The following is a 20,138-nucleotide window of genomic DNA, read 5'->3' on the forward strand; positions in this document are numbered from 1 at the left end:
AATCTTTGCAATGCTAGGAATCTCTGGCATCAAACCAAAGCAATTCGAGAACATATATTGATGTGAAAGAGTATGAGCGGCTCAGGTAAATACGAACCCAGCGCGAAAGGTGATGAGCCAGTTTCACAGCGTCCAGTATTTATCGTCATCGCCGCCCACAATGAAGAAGATTATATCGGCAGATGCCTTGAGGCTTTGATCAATCAAGACGACCGCGCCGGGCTGGTTCATGTTGTTGTGGCTGCAAATGCATGTACCGATCAAACTGTGGCAATCGTCGCGGGCTGTGAGGAGCGATTTGTTCAGCGAGGTTGGAAGACAGAGCTGCTAGAGATTGAGAGCCCCGGGAAGTTGAATGCGCTCAACATGGCTGATCACTATATAGATCAAGAATCCTCGGCCAGCCCACGTATCTATCTGGACGCGGACGTGATCTGCGACCCGAATATCGTAGGTCAGCTTCGCGAGGTTCTCTCAAATTCGAAAGCGACTTATGCAACCGGGAAACTGCAAATGTCTCGCGCCGAAAGCTGGGTGACAAGGCACTATGCAAGAGTATGGATTCGACTGCCCTTTATGCAAGAAGGTGCCGCAGGTGCGGGTCTTTTTGCCGTAAACGCGGCCGGTCGATCCCGGTGGGGGGCGTTTCCAGACATCATTTCAGATGACACTTTCGTAAGACTGCAATTTAGCCCGGCGGAACGCAAAGAAGTACCTGCCCTCTATCAGTGGCCCATGGTCGAGGGCCTTTCCAACCTTGTGCGTGTACGCAAACGCCAGGACCTTGGCGTAGAAGAAGTCTTTCGGCTCTATCCCGAGCTGAACAAAAACAATAGCAAAAGCCCGATGACCGCGCCTGCACTATTTGGGTTGCTCCTTAAAGAACCCATTGGTTTCGTAATCTACGCATTCGTGCATCTATTGGTGCGCATTCAACCTGCCAACACGGAGTGGACACGGGGGCGGTAATGTCCGCAAGACTGGCGGATGCTTCCGCGATGACATCCCGCACTCACTCAAGTGTTGAACAAGCCAGACACAAAATGCTGAGCTGTCAGCCCTGCAAAAAAGCCACTTGTTTGCCAATTACCCCTACATTCCCAAAAGGCGCAGCTTAAATCGCGCCGTATCATCATACCGACCAATACCTATGCGCGACAAAGTGTATTGATCATTTGCGTGGGCGAGCAACTGATCATCCAAAACAACCGCGGACGAAAAGCCGGCCGCTGCCACGGCTGCTTCTACCTCTGGATTGTGGTTTCCATTGGGATAGGCAAAGTGGCGGACCTCCTGCCCGGTCCATTCCTGCAACAACTGGCGGGACGTAAGGATACTGGCTTTGGCGTCTTCAATAGGAATCTGGTCCAGCAGGTTGTGACAATGACTGTGCGCCCCAATGGTGACATTTGGATTTTCAGACAATGTCCTCAGCTGGTCCAGCGTCATAGGATGAAGGGAACCTTTGGGAGTATCTGAACCCGTCGCGGCAAGAGAAATTCTGGCGGATACAGCTTCGCGTTCTTTCGGGGGCAGAGTTTTCAGACGTTCAAGTATGCTTGAAATGGCCAGCCACCGTTCAGGATCTTTTGGCGTTCCTCTACTTGCCGGTATGACACCCCGACCGAGCCCACCCACGCTTAAATCCATCTCAAATTCATCTAGGTTTTGCAGGGCGTTGATAACGCGATCAAACCAATAGGGCTGAGCGGTTTGAATTTGCGCTGTTGCGACATAGATCGTGACCGGCAACAGTTCGGCGCGCAAAACCGGGAGTAGAAAATCGTACAAGCCAACGTCGCCGTCGTCGAAGGTTAGCACCGCTTTGGGTCGGTCACATACATTGGAAGGCTCTAATGCCTGATCCAAACTGACCACATCATAGTGACGACGTAATACCTGCACCTGCTGACGAAAATCGGAAACGCTTAAAACGGTCCAGGAGTCCATCGGTTCAGAGTCCGCGCCTAGAGTGTGGTAGCAAAGAATTGTAATAGGATTTCCGCCTAAAACCCTGCGCTTTAACACCCCGTAGATGGGTGCGGACGCTAACATGGACGTGGCGAAATTCTTGACCAGCCTGTTCATTGCGCCTCGGCGAACAATCCACGCAACTTCTCTACCTCACTCTGAATGCTGTGACGCTGATGCACGCGTTCCCGTGCGACTTCTCCCATCTGAGACAGCGTGTCACCAGAGAGTTCCAACATCTTACACATTGCGCTTGAAAGCGCGTCAGTGTCGCCCGCGGGAACAAGAAAACCGGTTCTTTCGTCCTGAACCAGCTCGGGTATGCCGGCGACATAGGTAGAAATTACAGGACGCTCCTGCGCCATTGCTTCCATGATTACAACCGGCAGCCCTTCGATAAAACTGGGCTGCACCAGGGCATAGCAGGCACGAATTTCATCAAGGACTTGATCGGAGTCGATCCACCCGGTGATCCGAACTGCGGCGGACAAATCGAGTGCATCTATTTCATCTTCAATCCTGGATCGCATATCGCCATCGCCTGCCAGTACCAAACGAGCATTTGGATAGTTCTGAAGCACCTTTTTAAAAGCGGGGATAAGGATCAAATGACCCTTCTCAGGGCTCATTCGCCCGATACACAAAAAGACCGGAGGCGATGAAGCGTCGATTGGTGTGCAATCCGAAAAAGCAAACGACTCGAGGCCACAATGGACAACTTTCAGCTTGGGCCATAGATCCGCAGAGATGTGTCGCATAAGTTGGCTGCGTGTGTAGGCACTGACCGTAACAACAAAACAGGCCTCTTTGACCTTGTGTTCAAAGCCAAGCTTGATGGCGTTGTCGGCTTCGTCCATACCATGAACTGTAAAGCTAAATTCTGGGCCCCCTAACAGCTTCAAAAGCAGCGCGACTTCGGCAGAATTCGTACCAAAATGCGCATGCAGATGGGATACAGGCTTCTCATCCAGCCAACGCCTGATCCGGCAAGCATGAGCCAGATATATCAAATGGTAAGGCCATGGGCGAACCGAATTGCGAGACAACGCCAACGCAGTTTTCAACGCTCGGAAAAAAACTTTTGGGTTTTTGGCTGCTTGTCTGAGCGTGTCTTTTGCAAGTGAAAGCATCCCGTCCTGCAAAGTATATCGGGTCTTTTCCTGCTCTACCTTATCCTGCGCATCTGCAACCTCGGCATCCCAGCCACGCAGTGAAAACCGCTCGACCTCGATGCCTTGCCTTTCCATTTCCAGAATTTCACGCCGGATAAATGTATGGCTGACTTTAGGGTACTGGTTAATCAGATAAGCAACGCGCATAGAAGAACATCTTCATTTGGTTCTGGAAAGACTGATACGTGGGTCTGCGAAACCTCGCAGAAGTAGATGGCAAAATCATGGACCTTGGGATTGTTGCCGCTCACTTATACTCGATCAGCTTCGCTTTATGCCCCCTAAATCGACGCCAATGATACTCAAACCAGCCCAATGCCTCAGGAAAATTGCCCAATGTCAGGAAGAACGCGACTTCCCAACTCACTCTGTTTTTGACCCCAAACCTGAAGGCCAACCGCAATACCTGAAGTGGGTACACAAGCCAAAGCAGCAGGGCCCAAGGGGAGGCAAAAACAGCCAAAGATGCTATGGCCAAAGGTATGAACACTGCCCACCTAAGAAGTCGTCGCACATCAGAGACACCATGACGTTCTGGCAGCTCACCATGTAGCGCAACACCTTCTGCAAAAGCATGACCACTGCGCCGGGTTCGTCTCCACCACTGAGAAAAACGCGTAATTGCCGCGTCATGCGATGTCATTTCTGCGTCCAATCGCCAAACCTCCCACCCCAATGCGCGTATGCGAACGCACAGCTCAGGTTCTTCGCCCGCGATCATTGTATCAAGAAAGCCTCCTGCCTGTTCAAAGGCGTCTGCACGGATCATGGCATCGCCACCGCAAAACTTGGCTCGACCAACCGGCGTATTCCATTCCCAATCACAAAGACGATTGTACACTGTGGCCTCGGGGAAGCTCTCGCGACGACGACCACACACCACGGCAACCTTCGGATGAGTGCACAGGAATTCCTCGGCTGAATTGAACCAATTGGTGTTGAACTCGCAGTCACCGTCTACAAACTGAACAAAGTCCGGCGCGGCCTTCCCTGTCAGCGCTTCAAAACCTGCGTTGCGCGCCCGTGCCGCCGTGAATGGCGACGACATATCAAGGTCAACAACTTCTGCACCCGCGTCCCTCGCAGTGCGGACGCTGTCGTCAGTTGAACCGGAATCGACATAAACCACCGGTTTTATGGTTTTGGGAATAGACAGAAGACACCTGCGCAAACGCTCGCCCTCATTGCGACCGATCACTACGACAGCAGTAGGAGTTGATTTCACCATTGCATCCCGGCTTTTCAAGACAGTGCCACCAAATACTCATAATTCATCCAAAATGCACAAAAGCTGATTAGGTAGCCAAAACAAAATCCTGCCAAATCATGCCACCCGTCCCATGAACCATTCTTGACTGCCAAAACAACGACTGCTGGATACGCTAGAAGGTGATACGCCGCCATGCCGAAAAGTGCGCCCATCAACCCGTTAGTTTCTACCCCTACCCAAATAAGAAAGATATATATCATTGCTTTATAGGCCTGTAGAAAAAAGAAACTGCGAGAGTTTCCCGCAGCCAGCGCCGATGGCTCATAGGTAAAACTGATGACACTGGGCGCCTGCATACAGGCGAGGGCAATAACGACAGCCCCTGCGGTAACAAACCGATCATCGTACAGAAAGTTCACAATTTCCTGCCCAAAAAACATGAAAGGAGACAAAAGAAAAAAAATCCCGACCGTTAGGACAATTCTCATTTTTCGAAGGGCTAAAAAATTGGACGTGGAAGCTGCAGGTGGTCGTTCTCGATACAGTGGCAAAAGTACGGTTTTGGTCACGGATGCCGCCAGCCCAATGGGGAAAGTCGCTAAAACAAATCCGATATTGTAGATACCTAAGCTACTTGCGCTCAAGTATTTTCCCAAGATTGCCTTGTCGCCTTGTGTAACTAAGAACCCGCACAATGTACTCAAGAAAATCCAAAAACCGAATGTGATTAGTTCACGCAACACCGTTCTATTCCAACAAAAACGATTCAACGGACCGGGAAGAAAAACAGTCAATACAATTAGGTAAATTGCTGAGGAAATTACGTTTCCGAAAACCAATGCCCAAGGCGAGTTCAAAGCCCAAGACATAGCAATAACGATAGGTACCATGACAGTCTGGCAGGTCACAGTGAGCAGTGAGAGCCTACCAACACTGAGATGCCGAACCGCACTGTGCATTTGCGTCGGGCTGAACCCTGAGAAGATCAGCGAAATTCCGGCTACCGGTAGCGCCGCAGCCAAAAATGGCTCGTTGTAGAAGCTAGAAATGGGAATCGCTAAAATACAGCAAAACACCCAAAGGCAAAAACCGCGGATAACTTGCACTGTCCATGCGGTGTTCAAAAAATCTGGATCATCCCCATGCTCACTTCGCTGGATTGAGGGGCCGATGCCCACATCTGAGAGCATCTCTAACCCGACTATGAAAACCATAACCAAGGCCATTAAGCCGAATGCCTCGGGAAATAGGATACGTGTCAGAACTAAGTTGGTTCCGAGGCGAAGCGCCTGAGTTACCAATTGCAGAGAAAACGTCCAGAATGAACTCCTCAGAAAACGCGCCTTTAGCTGAGTTCCTGAAAAGCTTTTGAGAACTGCAATCATTTACTTCATTCGCCTTAAGAAGCTTGGCGCTGGTTACGGTACTGCAAAATAGTAATACACTCATTCCTGGGACGTAAATGTGGCACCGGGAGATTTCCATTTCACAATGTCAACGGATATACGGAAGCCGGAAGTCACGCTGACAGGATTTTTGCGTTGCCAGTAGAATCTATTGCGGCTTCGAGCCTCGCACATTGACTGATACTAGCGTCGCGAAACGCGAACACGCCGTTTTTCGAACCCGAATGAGTTTCCTCACATAGGTTGAATCGCGGGGCAGAATCCATGATGGCGGCTCCTCGTTCATTTAGTTTGCGCACGACATACAGCCGCAAAGTTGGCCGACAACAAGTCTCCTATAACCGGTTTGTTTTTGGTGCCGTCGAGCACTGCATCGAAAGCGTGGAGAGATGCTCGATGCACGGTTTAGAAATCGTCACAGATAGAAGGACATAGGTTCACCAGTGCACCTTCGGGGTTTGTGCGGGACGTGAAAAAATAGAACTATGCTGAAGGAAGCACCTATAATAGTCAATAAATACTCTTTTTGACCACTACACAAACACTTCCATAATTCGCTCACTTCAAAGCGCCCAAGATGTGATCTAGCAGCGCGTCCGCATTTTCTGGCGAAAACTCCTTCCCTGAAATTTTCAGCCGCATTTCTCCCGACGCCAGTTCTGCCTTAACTTGAATTCCGTTCTCAAGCTGGCGCTGCGGGAGATGTTTAACTTCACTCGGACGACCGCCGCGAGACGATGATTTTTTGGGAGCCGTGTTTAGAGCTGCCTCCAGCGCAGCCCATTCAGATTTGGCGTCTGCCACATTCGCCTCAGCCAACGCCTCGCGCAATCGGGCTTGAGATCCGTCGCGCAAAGCCGCGGCCAATCGCAGACCTGCCTTTTCGGAAAGTGCTATTGGAAATTGAAGCAAGTCGCCCAGGGCTTCGTGGACCTTGGCAAACCCTCTCACTTTTGATCGCTTGGCTTTGGATGCCGCAGCAAACAGCACGTCGACGGCGGCATCGGAGCTTGGAAACACCCCCTGCCCTGCGGCCAGCACAGCGATGCGCCCCCTTTCATAGGGCGTCAGATTAGAGCGAAGCTCGTTCTCCTCGACCATCGAAACGTAGGCGCCCTGCCCTGTCCCGGCCTCTCGGACAAAAGCCGGGATCGTGTCGAACCGAGGATCCGTGGCGGCCAAACGCTGAAAGGCGTTCAGACGGCGGAAGCCTGAGATCAGACCATAACCGTCGGCGGATGGTGTGACTTCGATTGGCGTTCGCAGACCGTGTTCGCGCAATGAGGCCAGCAATTCTTCCATCGCTTCTTCGTCGTCTTTCATTCTGTCTCTGCGAATGAAATCGGCGGCGATCGCGTCCAAAGGCAATCTTTGCACCACCAAACCGTCAGCCTGCGCATCCCTCCAAAGGGCCGCGTCAGATTGGTCCTGCGCCATCGAAACGCGGTCGGTCACTGCGGCCATACCTGACAACGCCGCCGCCTCAGCAGCGACTTGCGCAATCGGCGGAGCGGCAGAATGCCCGTCGAATGGGTTGAGCGAGGGTTTCGCGGCGAAACCGGCTTCGAGTTGTTCCAGATCCGTCGCGTCCGGGGCCTTCAATCGTCTGCGTTTAGCCATTTGCCTCTCCTGCCATCTGGACGTCGCGCCACCAACAACCAATCAGAACTTCTTTGAATTCGGCGTATGTCCGGTCAAAGGTTTCGCGACCGCGCACATAGGTGTCCCGGTTGAAGTCTCGGTAATCCGCCTCGTAGATCCCGTTCACTTGCTCACCCGCCTGCCCCACCAACGCGGTAAAGTCCTGTCGATACGCATTCATGAAATCGCCAAAATAGGCCTGAATGACATTCGCCATGTCGGTCTGCTGGCTCGCGTCAAATCGCGTGATAATCGCGCGCACAACGTCCCACTCGAACTTAAGTTCCGGCAGGCCCGCCGCTCGATGCGCTGCATTTTCACCGTCCTCGATACTGGCGAAGGTGGTGTAGAGCATGTCAAAGAACCGGCCGGTCGAGTCAAACTCCAAAAACGACGCCCCCAAGGGTACCAGCAAAATGTCCGCCGCGGCCAAAGCGTTTATCGTTAGGTACCCAAGTGCAGGAGGCGTATCGAGGAAGACAATGTCGTAATCATTCAGGATGCCTTCATCTTCGAGGAAATTAGTCAGCCCATCCCAGAGGGGCCAGCTGCGCAGGCCCATGCGCCAAACCGGAATCTGAAACTCTGCCCAATACAGGTTCAACTGTGCGCCGATCAGGTCGATATTGGGCCAATGCGTTTTTTGAATAACGTCATGGGGCAGGGTGGTTAATGCTTCGCGGAGCGTCTCATCGAGCGGGATTTCCGGTTGTTTCGCCGCGGAACGCACCTGATTTTCCGCCTGAACCGCCCGCGCATAGTCTTTTGCGATCAACGGAAATACAGTTTGCCACTCATCTGCTACTTTACCGCCCAGGATTGATGTCATTGACCCTTGGCTGTCTAGATCGATGACCAGAACTTTATATCCATCCAGGGCTGCGGACATTGCCAAATGGGCCGCCGTGGAAGTCTTTCCGACACCTCCCTTGAAATTGGCCACAGAGACGACCTTGGCCGGCATACCTTCGGGACGGTAGGGTAGGTATTCTTTTGTGCTGACACCTTCGGCCGCAAAGAACTGTCGCAGCTCTAGGATCTCCTCCAAGGTAAACCATTTTGATCCGGCCTCTCCCTCGCCCTGGGGCAGGGAGGGATTGCTTTTGAGGACACGGCGTAGATGGGCTGGAGCAATCGGGATGAGGTATTTGGTAATTTCCCAGATGGAGAATTTTCTAAGCCTCTTTTCGCCGTCAGGAGCATAGCCTCTGCGCGCGAGGTCTTCTCTGCCTTTAGCACAGAAAGCTGCTGCTTTTGCGAATCGAGACGTTTGAATAGGATCTGGTAACTTGGATGCCGCGACCTGTGGGTTCAGGTTCAGATATGGGGGAACTGGAGGTTGGGGTGATCTGCTCACAATCTTTGCCTCAAGAAATGTTCGTCATTGTTTAGTATATTCGGTATTATACCGCACATATTTCGTCAACGCTTACTTAGATTGTGCGCTTATACGATTTCAGTGGAGAACAGGGAACGTTTCGCGACGAAACCACCCTTTTCTCAGATGAAGAGGCACAAAAACTGTTTTATTGATTTAGTTAGTTTAAGATATTTGGCTGTATTTTATTGTTTTGTATCAATATCCTGCGCTCAATAGGGTGCCCGAAGACAGGTTAAAAGGTACCAGCTTACGGGTCTTTAGGGACCCATACGCAGGACGAAGGGTTACTGAATCCGGTAGATGTGGTGCCGATTCTCAGGATTGACCGAACGGCGCTGAATAGAGAGCCTAAATAACGACATCTCAGAGCCAATGGAGATTGCGAGAGAGACGACCTGAAGGGTCATCATGCTTTTTCTGGGGATAACTCTGTGGGTAAGGATGTAAGGTGCCTGGTTACGGGATTGGCGTTGTCCTGTATTTGGGCACCTAATAGGTATTGAAACGCAGGTACCTATTGTGCACACTATCCGAAAAAGAGCAGTCAGGCAGAATCATGCCAGAAAAAAAGTTGGACATGGATCAACTGACCGGAGCATTGCGCCGAGAGTCAGTCAGAAAGAACGTTGCCGCGATTCACATCAGTGGCAAGTTGACCTTGCTTCAGCGCAAGTTGTCGAATGTTCTTCTATTGAACGCCTATGACATGCTGACGACAGCAACAACGCATACGATCGATGCGCGTACCCTGGCCATGATGGTCGGGTACAACTCGAACGATTTCGACACGCTCCGCGCCAGTCTGAGGGCCTTGGCAGAAACCGTTGCCGAGTGGGATATGCTGGACGAGCAGGGCAAACAGGAATGGGGTGTTTCCTCATTGCTGAGTTTTGCCAAGCTGAAAGGGGGGGTCTGCGAATACGCGTATTCGCCTGCATTGGCGCAAAAGCTTTATGATCCCAAGATTTACGCGCTGATCAATGTGCACATACAGCGGAACTTCAGTTCGGGGCATGGCTTGGCTCTTTACGAGAATTGCTATCGGTTTGTCAGAACTGGATCGACGGGCTGGTGGACGCTTGATGTGTTTCGCAAACTCATGGGAGTTGATGAGAGCGACTACTACACGATCTTCAAACACCTGAATGCGAAGATCATCAAACCTGCCGTGGCCGAAGTGAACAAAAGCTCGGATATTCTGATCGAGCCCGAGTTCAAAAAGAAAGGCCGTTCTGTGACGGACATCAGATTTGTGATCAAGCCGAACCCTCAAATGGCGATGTTCGAAATAGATGACGGTGATGGTGTTCGTAGTCTTCCGGTTTACGCGACATTGCGCAGACAGGGTGTGTCTGACAGGCTGGCCCGGCAATGGATTTCCGAACATGGTGAGGACTACGTTCAGCAAAAGCTGGACTACGTCACGGAGCAAAAGGGTATTAAATCCACCGTCGGTTACTTATCTGCAGCGCTGCGCGATGATTATCGGCCGGCAAACATAAGTGAGGCCACGCCGCCGAGTCCCGAAGCGATTGCAGCCGCCAAGGAACGCGCCAAAGAAAAAGCCAAAGAAGACGAAGCTTTTGAGGTGAGGTCTGCCGAGCGCGAAGACCGCTCGCGTAGGCTGTCAATTGTAGAAACGCTGGTTTCGCGGCGAAACCCAACGCAGCGAGATGCGGACAAAAGACTATTTCTGGCAAGCCTCAAAGATGACCTTGACCGAGAGCACTTCCGTTCTCACGGATGGCGATCTGGATTGAATGCCTCGGCAATATTCGAATTCTGGCAAGAGCTTGAGCCGGAGGCTTTTGAGTAACGGCCGAACCTAAAGAGGTGCGACCTGAACATCTTGCCTCATACTTAGGCTGGGCTGATGAATCAAGTGCTGTTCATAATGTTAATATTTTGCACAGATAAGGTCTGTGGCCCATAACTGGTGCAGTGAGAAGTCGACTAGGTATTTGGCTACAAGTGAAAGATGCTCAGTTTATATCCGTTCTTAAGGTTCAGAGCGCTTAGGACGTAGGGCAGGAGTGCTGACCTTGGAGGGCAGGGGGCCTTTGCGCCCTCATCCAAGGTTCCCGATAGTTTGTGATGCAGCGCCTGTTCCCTAGTGTGAGCTCACTGGGATGGGCTTCGAAAACTACGCAATTTTAACGTGCATAAGGTCTTGACGTCTTCTGCCGATACGGAAAAAGTGCAGCTGTATTCGAAGAATAACGATTAGGATTTTCCCCGAATTAATGCGTCTGGTTTCAAAGCGAACTCTGATCAAACCCGCCGGTCGCAATCGGCTCTATGAAATCGAATTGATCGAAACGAACGGGCTGTTTTTGGTCAACTATCGCTATGGCTGGGAAGGGTCCGCGCTGGATGACGGGACGCGTACTCCGGATCCCGTTTCAAGGGATCAGGCGGATCGAATTATCGATAGCCTTGTGCTGTCGTGTACGGAACGCGGGTATTTTGAACAGGGTGATGTGCCATCAGGTGTTCCTCCCTTTTCGCCGGTTGAGGTAACCGAAACGACGGGTGATCCCTACGATCGGGTGATGTTGCATCGCCTCCAGCATTTGCCGGGATTGCATGATAGGCAATCGGCTAAGCTGCTTTGGTCGTTGGGGTTGCGGCGCGTGGTTGACGCTCTGCCTCGAGTGCTCGACGCTGCGGGTGGATTTGATACTGCCCAACATCCTGCGACCTGCCGGGCATTGCCCTATGTCATCTGGCGACTGCGAGATCCGGACTGGGACAGCGATCGCCAAGAAGTGTTGCAAGACCTCGCGCGGTCGTCCGACCCTGCCACATCCGAGGCCGCGCAATTGGTGTTGGGAAAACTGCAAGGCCAGCCGGTTCTGACCATGGCCGCCGAGATGCAGGCCCAGCTCGAAACAGAATCCGCTGAGGATTGGATAGCCGCGATGAGGCGCGGGGATAATTGGTTTCACGAACAGTCATTGGCGCTGTACGCTACCGGGCTACACGATCCGAAAGCCGCGAAATTCTGTCTGAAAGTGCTTGCTAAGTTGCCGTTCTCAAAGGGCGGGTTTCGGACGGTGCGTCGGGTTTTCAAGGCTGCCGAGGCGTTTGACGATGCGCTGACCTTTGGGTTGCTGGCCCAACGTTTTGCTGCCGAGCCCGTGCAGCCGCAATATTACAGCCGACAACGGGTATTTACCGGCGCAACAAAGTCTTATCTGAACCGAAGGGTTGCGCGCCACTTGCGCAGCCAGGCCGGGTTTGGGCGCAATAGCTTTGTGGATTTGGCAGCGACCTGCCTGATGGATCAGCGATTTGGGTTGCCCGCCTCTGCCAGCATCTTTCCGGCCCGGGAAATGGTTTTGTCTTGGGGCGAGGATTTTGCCGATCTGTGGTCAGCGTCTCCGGGGCATCTGTTGGAGATCGTTCAATACAGCAATCACCGGCGTACAGTCGAATTCGCAGCGAATTTGTTGCGCAAAGACTCCGACTATACCGCGCGTATTCGATTATCGGTTCTGAAGGGGCTGTTTGAGCATCCCGTCGCTGCGGCACAGAACCTGGCGCTTTGGATAGCTGAACGTCGCGCGGCTGATGGGCAGATGGATATCGATCTGCTGTGCATTTTGGCCGCTCAGCCGCTGGAGGCCGCGCAAACTATAGTGCGCACCGCCCTGAACCTCGCACCCGAGAGTTGGTTGCGAGATCCAGAGGATGCGGCGCGTCTTTTGCTTGCCATTCACCCCGAACATTATCCTTGGTTGGACACTTTCCTGCCCGCCGCACCGTTGGATGTTGAAGGCACGGCAAACGCTATTCTTGGTCGTCTCGAAGAGACCAATTCACCCGTCGCGCTGACACGAGCACAGGCGATGGGTCTGGCAAACACTTTGCGGTCCAGTCTGCAGGCAGGGTTCATTGCGGCACCGGCAGAGGTTTTTATTGCCCTGTCGCAGCACCCTGATCCGCTGCACCGTCTGATGGGAATACGCCTTGCGGCTTTGCGCCCGGACGGGGCGACTTTGTTTGATGCCCAAGCTTTGGCTGAAACCGAAGATGGTGATCTGCAGGCCAGCGCAGCGGCGCTTGTTGCGGGTGCAGACACCCAGGTTCTGATCTCGTCCGTCGGTCTTGTGTGCGCTTTGCTGTTGGGCCCAAACCCGGACGCACGCGCCGACGCGTCCCTGGCTGTTGAACGGCTGGCGGCAGATAAAGAGGGCAGGCCGGTGCTTTTGGCATCTTTGCTGGATGCAACCTATCACGAGGAACCGCACGAAGGTGTGCATGACACTCTTGCGGACCTTTGGGGGTTATCAGATCCTGCGTCGGACACAGAAACCGCGAAGGTCCTGCGCCAGGCGGTCGCTGACATGGGCCCGAACGTAGTTTGGAGCTTGATACGTGCAAGGGTTGGGTTGGCACGTCGCTTGGGGGCTGCGGTTTTGCCATCCATTGCGCCAACGTCGTTCACGCTGCGCAAGATCGCCCGGATCGGTTGTTCGGATCAGAAGATCGCGCGCGACTGGGCCATTGGTGCTTTGCGCCTGCGCCTGGAAGAGGTCACCCGAAATCCACAGGACACATTCGCTCTGCTTGATGGCGATTGGGCCGATAGCCGAGATGCGGCCTACGCGCTGATCCGGGAAACCGGGGCTGATGACTGGCCGGACGAGGCTGTTTTGGCCTTATGTGATTGCACCACGGCTGCAGCACAGGGTTTTGGGCGCGAGCTTTTGGCCCGGCGCATGACACCCGAGGCCGCCCCGGGCTTTTTGATGCGGCTGGCTGAACATCCGGCACCGGCCTTTCGTCTGACCATCGCACGTTTGATACGGGACTATGCAGGGGATGATCCGGCGCGCTTGCGCAGCCTGATCCCGGCTATGCGCCGAATGCTGCAGCGCGTGCATGCCAGCCGCGCCGCCAAGGAACAGTTATGGCGCTATATCGAAGACCGTATCTGCAATGGAACCGATGCGACCCGCATAGCTCTGACACCGTTGGTCACTGACATGGCCGCCTCGGTCATTCGCGCGGACCGGGATCGTGCCATCGCAGCCTTGATGACCTTGCACCGCTACGGAAGCGCCGAGGTGACATCATGAAGGTGACGCATCGTTATGCCGGTCAGTCTTCGGCCTCGGGTGGAACCCTCAGCTTTGCGCCCGATCTGGGGCGGGAACCTACATACTTCGTCGGAACACTGGGCAATACCGTTGCATTCCGAGAGTCGATTTCGGTTCTGCATCAGGTCGTGACACATGATCTGAGGCCGAAGCCGACCAATAAAGATGCCTATTTCCGGTGGCTTCAGGGGCAACGGGCGGAGCTTTTGGCCCAGGCCCAGACGCAACGGGAAAAAGACGGCGCACGGCTCAGGGAACTCCGAACTGAACTGACCGAGCTCCGCAAGCAAGAACAACAGACCCTGGGTGCTTACCGCCGCGCTGAACAGTCCTATTTCGATTGGCTTTATAAAGTAGATCGTGCGGCTTGGTACATTCTGGACCCGGTTGTCGCAGTTCACCCGGATGAGCTGTCTTTTGAATGCTTCTCAGAAGATGAAAGCGTCTATGGCCGTCTGAGCGTGGATCTGGAAATGTTCGAGGATATCTCGGAATTCCAAGTTGGTGTGACCAATGTCGACTATAGCCAGCGCCTTTACGATGCGTTTCAGCAGATGCGCAGCCACAGCCGGGCCGAGCTGCGCGTAAACCCCGAAGGTTTTGCTGCGGATATCGAGGCCGGACAGGAAGTGTTCGAGGCCAAGATAGACTTACCCGACAGCTGGATGCGTGGTTTTTTGCAAGTCAGCGCGGCGATGACGTTGCCCATGTCCAAGGTGCGACTGCATCCGATGGACATGCATAACATCTGCGCGCGGTTGCGGGCCCGAAAGGAAACCCACGGTCCGCGTTCGCTACGGTTTAGGCTTTGCCCCGGTGCCCCGGTTGAGGTCGTTTTTGAACCCTGGAACGAAATTCTGCAGTGTCCACGCTCAATCTGTCATGTGGAAGAAGAAGGCGAAATTCGTCTGTGGGGGCGCCGTCGGTTGCGCATCCTAGAACGCATGGTGCCAATTGCGCGTCATTTTGATCTCTATCTCTTTGGATCGGGAATGCCGAGCTTTGTGCTCGCTGATCTGGGGCCGATGCGGTTTACCCTGGGCTTGTCCGGCTGGACATCGAATGATTGGGGGCAGGCGGGTCACTTTGACTTGCTGGCGCCGCGCCGTCGTGTGCCGTCGACCTTAAGTCGCTCTATCCTTGACCACCTTCGGGGCAACTGGATCGGAACGGGGGATGAAATTGCGCGGGCGGTTGGGGCTGATCCCAGTGATGCTGCCTCGTCCCTGACCGCGTTGGCGCAGGCGGGGCGGGTGATGTTCGATCTCGACAAAAGGTTCTGGCGTTTGCGCGAATTGACACAAGAGCCTCTGGCCCTTGCGGACCTGCGCTTTTCGGATGAAACAGAGCGTCTGGCCGATCGGTTGTTTGCTGCAAATTTGGTTGAATTGGAAACCATGGCGCCCAACCGCCTTGCCGGGCGCGTGACCGAAGATGGCCGCCAACACGATGTGTCGCTGACGCTTGATGCGGACGAACGCATCAAGGGCGGCAACTGTACCTGCTGGCATTTCCGGCAGAACGCTTTGCGCAAGGGGCCATGCCCGCACATGATTGCGTTGCGCCGTGCGGCAGAGGCTAAAAAATACAGCTCAAAGTTGATCCAATTTCCGGGAGGCCCGTCGTGAAATTAGGTCTTTCCGCACCCGTTTCAGGCTTGCGCGTGTCTCGCAACGCGCCTAGCCTGACCCCCAAAGCAAGAGGCTGGGAGCCTTGCATTTTGGGCGGTGTTTCGCCGTCCGCGCCAAACGACTGCACATGCATCGCTGGCTCAATCTTCACAACGCGACCCCAGCCACCCCTATGCGCTTGCCGTTTGAGTTCGCAGAACTCAAGGCGCATAGGGGTGGCGGGGTCGCTGGGAGTTGATCGATCCAGCCCCGAGAGCTGTTCGAAGGCCCCGGTCCTCTTGCTTTCCTTCCCTGCCGCGCGGGGGTGCGCGCGATGAGCAGCGTAAACACCCTTCGGACACGTATTTCAGACAGTTCGCTCGACCAGGTGGTGCTGGAAGAGATGATCCGCCATGGTTTCTGGGACCGGGGCGCGGAAATTGGCGAGATGCCCGCGGAATTCTTTGAACGTCGCGCCGCGTTACAGGCTGAAATCGCCGATATTCTGGCGCGCGACCGGCGTCTGGCCGATCCCGACAAAGCGCTACAGGCCGTGATGAAAGAACGGATGCGCCAGGCGCGTCTGAAGCGGGTCGAGACCAAACGCAAAGCGATTGAGACTCGCAATGCCCGCGCCGCAGCGTTCGATGCACGTAAACGGGCTGAGGTGATCTCGCTAGGTGATGTGTCTTCGGCGCCGCTGTTGTGGAAAGAGGCTGATACTGAGCGATTGGCCAAGCAGGGGCTGCCCGTAATTGAGGGCGCGATTGCGCTTTCCGAGGCGATGGGCATCGGTCTGCCGGAACTTAAATTCCTGGCCCATGACCGCAAGGTTGCCCGCGTCACCCATTATCAGACCTTCGAGATTCCCAAAAAAGCAGGCGGGGTACGTGTGATTTCAGCCCCCAAGCCACGTATGAAACGGGCGCAATATTGGGTGATGGAAAATATTCTGTCCTGCGTGGCTCCCCATGATGCTGCCCACGGATTCAGGGCCGGGCGTTCGATCCTCACAAACGCCACCCCGCATGTCGGTCAAGAGCTGGTCGTCAATATGGACCTGCGGGATTTCTTCCCGACAATCACCTATGGCCGGGTAAAGGGGCTGTTTGCCGCGATGGGCTATGCTGAGTCGGACGCTGCCCTTTTGGCGCTGATCAGCACCGAGGCTCCGCGGGAAACGATTGATGTGGACGGAACCACCTGGCATGTGGCGACGGGCCCTCGCGCTACACCGCAGGGGGCACCAACCAGTCCGGCGATCGCCAATCTGGTGGCCCGAAAGCTGGATCGTCGTTTGTCAGGTCTGGCGCGACGGTTTGGATTTTCCTACACGCGCTACGCAGATGATTTGACCTTTTCAGGGGACTTCCCCGGGGATCAGGGACTAAAGGCTTTCCATGCGGCGGTGCGTGCGATCACCGCAGACGAAGGATTTGCACTGCATCCCGACAAAACCCGATTTATGCGGCGGGGCGGACGGCAGGAAGTGACCGGCCTGACGGTGAACGACAAGGTCTCGGTCCCCCGGTCCGAGCGGCGCAAATTTCGGGCATGGTTGCATCAGGTTGAAAAAAATGGTGGACCAATGCACGCCTTCCGCGCTGGCAACCCGGTGACAAGCGGGCAGGGCTATGCGTCGTTTCTGTATATGGTTGGCGGCACCGAAAGCTTGGCGCTGGCAGAACGTGCCTGGATGCTGCTTGGGCGGCAGACCGGTGTCCGCGCCGATGAAGTGGAACGCGCAAGCGCCTTTCGGGCGGCAAGTGGCGAGGGACGTTTGCCTCATCCCGATTGGTGGCAACCTGCTGATCCGCAACCGCTCGAACCCATCCCGCTGCCGGCGTTTGACCGCAAGGATCAGGACAGGAAAGACGTTCAAAGCGCGATCCCCAAGGCAGGGACACGCACAAGGCGAGCCCCCGCTGCACTGGAAAGACCGGGGCAGGAGGCCCGAACGCGTGCCGCGCTGGCCCGGTCAAACCGCGTTTGGGGTGGGCGCCAAACACCGTCGACATCTGAAGAAACGCGTCCCCAATTCAGGTGGTTCAAATCTCTTGTCGCCTATTTCCTGCAGCTTGTCCCAGCGATTGGCTTTCCGCTTGCAGTCATCGCGCTGTATTTCATCTGGCGACCCCGAAAGGGCCAACCTGGATCAAGCATTGTGGGAAAGGTGTTTCTGGTCGTAAAGATCGTGGTCTACTTGTTTGCGATCGACTATTTGGTTTGGTCCGCGTTGATAGTCTTGCGATATTGATCCTGCAATTTCTTGCAAGGGCCATTGATGCCTTTTCTCGGAACCCTTCTGACCAAACCATCAGGACGCGCCGGTCAGATCTTCTGCAAGCATAAGCGCGTTGCCGTCAGGATCGTAGAATGTGGCGGTCTTGACCATACCCTCGACCACAATCGTTTCGCCATCGAACTTCACATTCGCCTGTTCAAGCTTTGCGCGCGCAGTATCGAGATCGTCGATCCCAAAGACCGGCACACAATTTCCCGGCACAGGTTCCGTGTGCTCGCCCAGTCCGATTGTGACACCATTGGTCATTGTGCTGAGCTCGGACCAGCCCGCTTCATCTGCATGATAACTGGCCTCAAACCCCAGCATGGATGAGTACCATTCAGCGCTTGCATGGCGGTCGGCAACTGACAGCGCAATTGTGATTGTGTTTTGTAGAGAAACCAGGGACATCGTCTTTCCATTCGTTAGAAAATATACTAACTATACTTTATGGACATAAATCTGCTTGTCAATATCACTTCGCGTGCGTGGGCCTTGCCCATTCTGGCAAGCTTTCATTCCGGTGTGCCGGGGCGGCAAGCGGCACTATTAACTGCGACCGGGGCAAGCAGAACGGCCTTTGGGCAAAGCCTGGACCATCTTCTTCAAATCCAGCTGATTGAACGCAACCCCGGCCATGGTCATCCTTTGCGACCTGAGTTCCGTCTGACGCCTACGGGAAAGCAGGTGGCTGAGATTGCCTATAAGATCCGGAACGTCACGCAGGATGATGATCAGCCCTTGCTGCGCCGCACATGGACTGTTCCGATTCTGGCGTCGCTTCACAGCCCCTGTCATTTCAATGAAATAGGCAGAAATCTAGGCGCGATAACGGACAGAGCCCTGTCGCAGTCTTTGAAGTCCATGGAGGCCAAAGACTGGGTCAGCCGCAACATATCCATGGCTGCGCGGCCGCCCAGGTCTGTCTATTCAGCGGTGAATGCCGGGGCCCTGATCAGCAGGGCTGCAACGTCTGTCTTGATCTGAACCGACGCGGTCTTGCGGCTGAAATTGTGTTCACACGCCGGGCGAAACTTCGTGCACCGCGGAGCCATTGAAAAGAGGTTGTTGGTTCATCTGGTGTCGCTGCACAAGTTTCAGGACGCGCTTGCCGTGTTTTGGGATATGCCGCGCGGAAAGTGGGTAGAAATCGGGGCAGGCGCATTCGGGAAACAACTGGGTGATTTCTTGCCGCGCCTCAAAAGATACGGATTTCAGCGCCTCTGGCCCCAAAAACAGGCTTTCAGTTGGTGTTCCGTTGGACCAGATCACCTCATGCTGATCGAACAGGATGTGGAAGTACTCAACACCCTCAGAACTGGTATCCACAGTTTCAACACCGGTCAATGACAAGAGCTTTTTTGCCGGAACGAGAACATCATCGCAGTCAAACATGCGCCGGGCGATGGCCGAGGACACAAGGATCCGGTGCTGCGGTGAAACAACAAGATCTTCGCGTGGATAGCCGGCCCCCAATGCGTCGGCGCGAATAAGAATGGGTTTGAGACGCGGGCGCGCGAACAACTGTTCCGGGCCAATGTAACACGATCCGATCCAGCGGATCGGTTTATGCCCGTTGTCATAGGTCAGAACGCTGTCCCCGATTTCAAGGTCTTCGACACGCTTCGGGCCATCCCGGGTTTCGATCAACGTACCTCGGGCAAAGCAGGGCACGTCATCAAACTCACCCGCTGCGTTTGTGGGCCCCGTTATGGACTGATCCAGAACAACCGAATTGGTGCCAGCATCGTTCCAGGCGGCTGCAATTGCATCTGTGTTCACTGTCAGCCCATTGAACAACTCCAGCGGTTCAAGGGGGCCATTGGCCACTTTCACACCATAGAGCTCGATGGTGCCATCCGAGTTGACGATCAGTCGGACAACGGGTTCGCCATTCGTATTTCCCAGCTGCCAGACAGCAGGCGTGTTGATCTCGTACCTGTCGCCATCTGCGAACCGCACCGTTTGTCCCGCGGTGCCTGGGATCTGAAACTGCAGTTCGTTTGGTGCCCCTGCTGGGCCACCAACAAACAGATCAACACCGTTGATCTGTAGGTTGAAACTGTTGTCCAGCGTGTCAAAGTCGATGATAAAGCCGTCTTCGGGCGTCGTATCCACAAATGCGACGGAGTTCCCGTTTGCAATGCTGAAATCTACCATTCAAGTCCCGCCCTGTGGTGCACGTTCCGACCCGCATGTAGGCCTGAAATATTGTTTTATCCGAACCAGAACTTTGTTCATTTCGGGGCAATAAGATCTTCGAACGCTTAAGGCTTCACAAAGAAACGTCGGGCCCGTTCAGCAACAGCGGGCAAAGTGCCCGATTTCCAGGCAGGTAGATCGTCGAAGCCGGTAAGC

The 20,138-nt window shown here is 54.3% G+C and carries 14 protein-coding genes; 6 read left to right on the top strand and 8 right to left on the bottom strand.

Features of this window, described 5'->3' with window-relative positions:
* Positions 1-72 precede the first annotated feature (72 nt).
* Positions 73-969 carry a glycosyltransferase family 2 protein gene (locus ACR0AG_RS08700; RefSeq protein WP_480837902.1) on the top strand — a complete coding sequence of 299 codons (897 nt, stop codon included), beginning with the start codon at positions 73-75 and terminating at the stop codon, positions 967-969.
* 123 nt (positions 970-1,092) lie between these two features.
* Here the strand turns inward: ACR0AG_RS08700 and ACR0AG_RS08705 are convergent, their stop codons facing one another.
* From ACR0AG_RS08705 to ACR0AG_RS08730, 6 genes are all read right to left on the bottom strand, one after another.
* Positions 1,093-1,950, bottom strand: coding sequence for a polysaccharide deacetylase family protein (locus ACR0AG_RS08705; protein ID WP_480837903.1), 858 nt, complete (start codon positions 1,948-1,950; stop codon positions 1,093-1,095).
* Positions 1,951-2,084: 134 nt separating this feature from the next.
* Positions 2,085-3,290 (bottom strand): glycosyltransferase family 4 protein, encoded by a 1,206-nt coding sequence (locus tag ACR0AG_RS08710; protein WP_480837904.1) that lies wholly within the window; start codon positions 3,288-3,290, stop codon positions 2,085-2,087.
* A 100-nt stretch (positions 3,291-3,390) separates the two neighbouring features.
* Entirely contained in the window at positions 3,391-4,371 is a 981-nt protein-coding gene (locus ACR0AG_RS08715; RefSeq protein WP_480837905.1) for a glycosyltransferase family 2 protein, read from the bottom strand.
* Between the two features lie 14 nt (positions 4,372-4,385).
* Positions 4,386-5,738 carry an oligosaccharide flippase family protein gene (locus tag ACR0AG_RS08720; protein ID WP_480837906.1) on the bottom strand — a complete coding sequence of 451 codons (1,353 nt, stop codon included), beginning with the start codon at positions 5,736-5,738 and terminating at the stop codon, positions 4,386-4,388.
* 579 nt (positions 5,739-6,317) lie between these two features.
* Positions 6,318-7,379, bottom strand: a complete 1,062-nt coding sequence (locus ACR0AG_RS08725; protein ID WP_480837907.1) for a ParB/RepB/Spo0J family partition protein — start codon at positions 7,377-7,379, stop codon at positions 6,318-6,320.
* Complete coding sequence (locus tag ACR0AG_RS08730; RefSeq protein WP_480837908.1) at positions 7,372-8,757, bottom strand: AAA family ATPase; 1,386 nt, start codon at positions 8,755-8,757, stop codon at positions 7,372-7,374. The genes ACR0AG_RS08725 and ACR0AG_RS08730 overlap by 8 nt, the downstream gene beginning before the upstream one ends.
* 580 nt (positions 8,758-9,337) lie before the next feature.
* Between ACR0AG_RS08730 and ACR0AG_RS08735 the strand changes: the two genes are divergently transcribed.
* The 4 genes from ACR0AG_RS08735 to ACR0AG_RS08750 all read left to right on the top strand — a co-directional run bounded on the left by ACR0AG_RS08735 (position 9,338) and on the right by ACR0AG_RS08750 (position 17,753).
* A complete protein-coding gene (locus tag ACR0AG_RS08735) occupies positions 9,338-10,597 on the top strand; it encodes a replication initiation protein (protein WP_480837909.1) in 1,260 nt (419 codons plus the stop codon).
* Between the two features lie 427 nt (positions 10,598-11,024).
* The gene (locus ACR0AG_RS08740) at positions 11,025-13,865 is read left to right on the top strand and encodes a hypothetical protein (protein WP_480837910.1); all 2,841 of its coding nucleotides are present in this window, start codon (positions 11,025-11,027) and stop codon (positions 13,863-13,865) included.
* On the top strand, positions 13,862-15,514 hold the full coding sequence (locus tag ACR0AG_RS08745) for a hypothetical protein (RefSeq protein WP_480837911.1): 1,653 nt from the start codon (positions 13,862-13,864) through the stop codon (positions 15,512-15,514). Before ACR0AG_RS08740 ends, ACR0AG_RS08745 begins: the two co-directional genes overlap by 4 nt.
* 316 nt (positions 15,515-15,830) lie before the next feature.
* Complete coding sequence (locus ACR0AG_RS08750) at positions 15,831-17,753, top strand: reverse transcriptase family protein (protein WP_480837912.1); 1,923 nt, start codon at positions 15,831-15,833, stop codon at positions 17,751-17,753.
* Positions 17,754-17,813: 60 nt separating this feature from the next.
* Here the strand turns inward: ACR0AG_RS08750 and ACR0AG_RS08755 are convergent, their stop codons facing one another.
* The gene (locus ACR0AG_RS08755) at positions 17,814-18,191 is read right to left on the bottom strand and encodes a VOC family protein (RefSeq protein ID WP_480837913.1); all 378 of its coding nucleotides are present in this window, start codon (positions 18,189-18,191) and stop codon (positions 17,814-17,816) included.
* A gap of 39 nt (positions 18,192-18,230) precedes the next feature.
* Between ACR0AG_RS08755 and ACR0AG_RS08760 the strand changes: the two genes are divergently transcribed.
* On the top strand, positions 18,231-18,767 hold the full coding sequence (locus tag ACR0AG_RS08760) for a winged helix-turn-helix transcriptional regulator (protein WP_480837914.1): 537 nt from the start codon (positions 18,231-18,233) through the stop codon (positions 18,765-18,767).
* A 30-nt stretch (positions 18,768-18,797) separates the two neighbouring features.
* On the opposite strand, the gene ACR0AG_RS08765 is transcribed toward ACR0AG_RS08760, so the two are convergent.
* Positions 18,798-19,940, bottom strand: coding sequence for a Hint domain-containing protein (locus ACR0AG_RS08765; protein WP_480837915.1), 1,143 nt, complete (start codon positions 19,938-19,940; stop codon positions 18,798-18,800).
* Positions 19,941-20,138: the final 198 nt, after the last annotated feature.

It is taken from the genome of Ruegeria sp. H6 (assembly GCF_056532975.1).